Genomic DNA, 4,865 nt, shown 5'->3' on the forward strand with positions numbered 1-4,865 from the left:
AGCCAGAAAATTTATTTTCTGGCGAGTATCCGACTTTTGCAAGAGGTCTAGTGATAATTTCGCCTAAGTGATGTCTACGACGGGCTACGCCTACGGTAACAAACCATGCTCAATATCAGTCAACTTGAATCTTCCCTGTGGGAAGCCGCAGACCAACTCCGTGCTAACTCAAAACTCAATGCTAATGAATACAGTATGCCCGTACTGGGGCTAATCTTTCTACGCCATGCGACAAATCGCTTCAATGCTGTAAAGACGGAGATTGAAAAGAGTTTACCTTCGCGGGGTGGAAAAAAACGCCCGATTACCAAAGATGACTTTAAAGGAAAGTCAGCAATTTTTTTACCAACTGAAGCTCAGTATGATTACATTCTGAATTTGGCAGAAAACGCTGATGTTGGCAAGGCGATTAATACAGCGATGAAAGCGATTGAGGATGAAACTCAGATGTTGCAGGGGGTGTTACCGAAGGAGTACACCAGCTTTGAGCCGGATTTGCTGTATAGTTTGGTGCGAATTTTTGACCGGGAGGAGTTGCGGAAAGCCACGGGTGATGTGTTTGGGCGAATTTATGAGTATTTTTTGAATAAGTTTGCCATGAGTGGCGCACAGGAAGGAGGCGAATTTTTTACACCGCCTTCTTTGGTACGGACGATTGTAAATATGATTGAACCTGACCGGGGAAATGTCTTAGATCCTGCTTGTGGTAGTGCGGGTATGTTTGTGCAGACGGGACATTTTGTGGAAAATCGCGGTGAGGATGCGTCTGCAAAAATTACTTTTTACGGACAGGAGAAATCGGATACTAACACCCGTTTAGCGCGGATGAACTTAGCGGTTCACGCTTTAGAAGGGATAATTCGCCAAGGTAACACTTTTTACGATCGCTGGGAAGAGTTGCTTGGTCAATGTGATTTTGTCATGTCTAACCCGCCGTTTAACGTCGATGGGGTGAGTCCAGAGAAGGTGAAGACTGACTCCCGGCTGTTTACTGAGAAAAAGATACCGGGAATTGCTGCGAAAACTAAAGCAGTGAGCAATGCAAATTACCTTTGGATACAGTATTTTTACAGTTATTTAAATCAGCGAGGTAGAGCCGGGTTTGTAATGGCGAGTTCGGCATCGGATGCGGGACATGGGGAAAAGGAGATTCGAGAGGAGTTAATTGCCACTCAAGCGGTGGATGTGATTGTTTCTATTGGCACAAACTTTTTTTACACAAAATCTCTACCTTGTACATTGTGGTTTTTTGACAAGGGAAAACCAGCAGAACGCCAAGATAAAGTGTTGATGATTGATGCGCGGAATATTTACCGGGTAGTGACGCGCAAAATCCGCGATTTTAGTGAAGAACAACTCCAGAATATCACTGCGATCGCTTGGTTGTATCGCGGACAGCAAAAACGTTATTTAGGGTTGGTGCAAGATTATTTAAACAAGACGCATCAAGAAGCGGCGACTATTGCAGGTGCGTTGACACAGTTAGAGTCACCGTTAATTAAGTTGACACAATTATTGCAGAGTTTTAGCGATCGTCTTGGGGCTTCCCTTCCTTTATTAAAAGATTTACCGGAAGTTGAGGGATTAGTTGCTGAAGATATCGCTAATCAGAATATAGAGACTTTCCGTGCTACTTTGGTTGAGTTAGAAGTGGGGATTCAAGAATTTACTGCGGCGAGAGAAGATTTAATTAGTGAGTTACAAGTGCATCTTGCATGGTTTGCTACTCAAGCTGAGTCACTTTCTACTAATGAAGCGCAAAAAGACTGTGCAGTAAAGTTTGTACAATTTATTCCCCAATTGAAAACTCTGCAAAAGCACATTAACGAAGTGCATAAACTCGCCACTCGCGCTGTGGAACTGGCAGAGAAAAAGTTAGACGCACGTAAACAAGAAACTTGGGACGCAAAGGAAATTAAAAAACAACGTGATGCACTGGATACAGCGCGAGATACGGCTATTTCTGCTATTAAATCTACGTTGTATGTGAAAGCACAAGTTAGCTGGTTACAATCACGCTTTCCCGAAGCCGTGTTTGTGGATGTACCAGGGTTGTGTAAGGTGGTAACGCGGGATGAAATAACCCAGCAGGATAGTAGTTTAACACCTGGGCGTTATGTTGGTGTGGCTGCCGTGGATGGGGAAGACGAGGATGATTTTGAGGAGAGAATGCGGGAAATTAATTTAGAGTTGGCGAGTTTGAATGAGGAAGCGGTGGAGTTAGCGGCGAGTATTGCTGCTAATTTTGAGGATTTACTGTGATGACAAAAGTTTTTCATAGACAATTAGTTTCCTTATTAAACCACTGTGACTTTTTAGCCGGTTATTCTTTCAAAAGTTCTCGTTTTAGCCTTTCACCAGAAGATGTTCCGCTAGTTAAAGGTGAAAATCTCGGCCATCGTGAAATAGACTGGATGAAAGCAGTTAGGTGGCCTGCCAGTGAAGCAAAAGACTTTGAGAAGTTCGAGCTAAATCCAGGTGATGTTGTCCTTGCAATGGATCGTCCTATTGTTCAAGGTCGTTTGAAGTTTTCATGGATACGTAATCACGAACCTCGTGCATTGTTAGTACAACGGGTTGCTCGTCTTCGTGGATATAACGGTTTAGAAACTGACTTTTTACGTTACTTAGTAGCGAGTCCAGCTTTTCAAGCTCACATTGAAACAATTACCACTGGCGTTAACGTTCCTCACATTAGTGGAAAAGATATTCTATCCTACTCGTTTGCTTTACCGCCACTTGCAACTCAACAACGCATAGCTAACATCCTCTCAACCTACGATCGCCTCATCGACAACAACAACCGCCGAATAGCACTGCTGGAAGAGTCCATCCATCTGCTTTACAAGGAATGGTTTGTGCATCTGCGCTTCCCTGGCTACGAGTCAGTAAAGGTAGTTAATGGTATTCCAGAGGGGTGGAGAGTTTTGACATTAGATGATATTGTTTTAGAAATTATTGACTACCGAGGCAAAACACCAAAAAAACTAGGTAGTGATTGGTCAAATTCAGGAATCATAGCACTTTCTGCATTGAATGTAAAAAAAGGTAAGCTTATTAATTTAGAGAAGTGTAAGCTTGTTGATGAAGATTTATATCAAAAATGGATGAAGTCAGAACTAAAACAGGGTGATATTTTGATGACTTCAGAAGCTCCTTTAGGAGAACTGTATTATCTTGCTGAGGATAATAAGTTTTGTTTGAGCCAAAGATTATATAGTATCAGAGCAAATCCAGAAGTTATTAAACCAGTTATTCTATTTTGCGCTTTAAATTCGTCTCAGATGCAGGGAGAAATTCATGCTCGAAAAAGTGGGACTACAGTTTTCGGGATTCGTCAGTCTCAATTACGCAAAGTTCCTATAATAGTACCTTCAATAGAGATGCAAAATCAGGCATCTGAAATTTTAAATAATTTATTTATTCAAAAAGAAAAATTACAAAAAACTATATATAAGCTACAAGAAGCCCGTGATTTACTCCTTCCTCGCCTGATGAACGGAAGTATCGCCGTGTAGAAAACAAATAGCTATCATATCATACTTGAAAAAGTACTCTCATAATGAGCCTTACTTTTAATCCAGAAACTTACGCCCTATTACTAGCTAAGTATCAACCAAAAGTAATTACAAATGACGCAGAAAACGAACAAGCAACACTCATAGCTGAAGAACTCGCACACCGAACAAACCGAACATCTGAAGAATCGGCTTTATATGATTTGTTGATTGCTTTAATAGAAAAATATGAAAATGAAACATACCCAATGGGTGAAACAAACTCATTATCAATACTTCTCCATTTAATCGAAGCTCGAAATTTACAACAAGCTGATTTAATTGGTGTAATTGGTTCGAGTAGTATTGTGTCTGAAATTATCAACGGTAAGCAAGAGATTAGTAAAACACAAGCGAAAGCATTGAGTGAATTTTTCCAAGTTGATCCTGAGTTGTTTATAGATTGATTATCAACCTGTAACCGAGGAAATTGTCGAATGGATAAACTAACAAAATATCAACACATAATTCAGCAACTTCTCCAAGAATACGCTGCAATTTCTCATCAAGATACAGAAATTGAAACCCAATTAATTTTTGACACAGAACATCACCACTATCAACTTGTGAATGTCGTCTGGAAAAATGACCGTCGTGTTTATGGTTGTTTTTTACATCTAGACATCAAAGATGGTAAAGTTTGGCTGCAACACAATGGAACAGAAAATGAAGTTGGAGAAGATTTAGCAAATTTAGGTATCCCCAAACAGGATATTGTCATCGGCTTTCATTCGCCATTTAAACGCCAATTCACAGATTATGCTGTAGGTTAAATATTAAGAGGTTGCTGAAAAAGTGGCTAAAATTTTAGATAGAGAGACAAAACAGAATATCGCTGGGTATACAGAAATTCTAGCGGGTTTGCGGTTTGACAAAACTTTGATTCGTCAGATGTTAAGTGAGGATATTATGCAAGAGTCCGTTATTTATCAAGATATTTTACAGAAGGGACAAGAACAGGGAAAACAACAAGAGGCTTTTTCTTTGTGTATGTCTCTGTTGGAAGAACGTTTTGGTGAGATTGATGATTCAATTTATCCAAAAGTTCAAGCTTTTAAAATTGAACAATTAGAGTCTTTATGTCGCGCACTTCTTAGAATGTCTGAGGTAGATGATTTAGTTGCTTGGTTGGATGAGCAACAAAGTATTTGAAGTATTGTTTTAAAGGTGATACTTGCTACTTAGGATTCGTGTAAAAATAAGTTGAACAATTTAATATTTGTAGTGCGAGCATCTTGCCCGCGCGAGCAAGTTGCTCGCACTACTTATTTTTACTTGATGCCTTACCCCATCCCAAGGCTATCTCTC

Annotated in this window: 5 protein-coding genes; all 5 read left to right on the top strand. The window is 40.1% G+C overall.

All coding sequences use genetic code 11. From position 1 onward, the window contains the following. Window positions 1-105 precede the first annotated feature (105 nt). Genes AC5JMF_RS29345 through AC5JMF_RS29365 form a run of 5 tightly spaced genes read left to right on the top strand, consistent with a single transcriptional unit; the run spans window position 106 to window position 4,709 of the window. Window positions 106-2,262, top strand: coding sequence for a type I restriction-modification system subunit M (locus AC5JMF_RS29345; protein WP_495799227.1), 2,157 nt, complete (start codon window positions 106-108; stop codon window positions 2,260-2,262). Next, on the top strand, window positions 2,262-3,518 hold the full coding sequence (locus tag AC5JMF_RS29350) for a restriction endonuclease subunit S (protein WP_495799228.1): 1,257 nt from the start codon (window positions 2,262-2,264) through the stop codon (window positions 3,516-3,518). Before AC5JMF_RS29345 ends, AC5JMF_RS29350 begins: the two co-directional genes overlap by 1 nt. 44 nt (window positions 3,519-3,562) lie before the next feature. Continuing rightward, window positions 3,563-3,964 (top strand): helix-turn-helix domain-containing protein, encoded by a 402-nt coding sequence (locus AC5JMF_RS29355; RefSeq protein ID WP_495799229.1) that lies wholly within the window; start codon window positions 3,563-3,565, stop codon window positions 3,962-3,964. 30 nt (window positions 3,965-3,994) lie between these two features. After that, a complete protein-coding gene (locus tag AC5JMF_RS29360; RefSeq protein ID WP_495799230.1) occupies window positions 3,995-4,330 on the top strand; it encodes a XisI protein in 336 nt (111 codons plus the stop codon). Between the two features lie 22 nt (window positions 4,331-4,352). Beyond that, entirely contained in the window at window positions 4,353-4,709 is a 357-nt protein-coding gene (locus tag AC5JMF_RS29365) for a DUF4351 domain-containing protein (protein ID WP_495799231.1), read from the top strand. Window positions 4,710-4,865: the final 156 nt, after the last annotated feature.

The sequence above is a fragment of the Desmonostoc vinosum genome, from assembly GCF_059505385.1.

What these genes read in the sequence shown, in the direction of transcription:
- AC5JMF_RS29345 (WP_495799227.1), top strand. Translation starts at nt 106, where the DNA reads ATGCTCAATATCAGTCAACTTGAATCTTCCCTGTGGGAAGCCGCAGAC.
- AC5JMF_RS29350 (WP_495799228.1), top strand. Translation starts at nt 2,262, where the DNA reads ATGACAAAAGTTTTTCATAGACAATTAGTTTCCTTATTAAACCACTGT.
- AC5JMF_RS29355 (WP_495799229.1), top strand. Translation starts at nt 3,563, where the DNA reads ATGAGCCTTACTTTTAATCCAGAAACTTACGCCCTATTACTAGCTAAG.
- AC5JMF_RS29360 (WP_495799230.1), top strand. Translation starts at nt 3,995, where the DNA reads ATGGATAAACTAACAAAATATCAACACATAATTCAGCAACTTCTCCAA.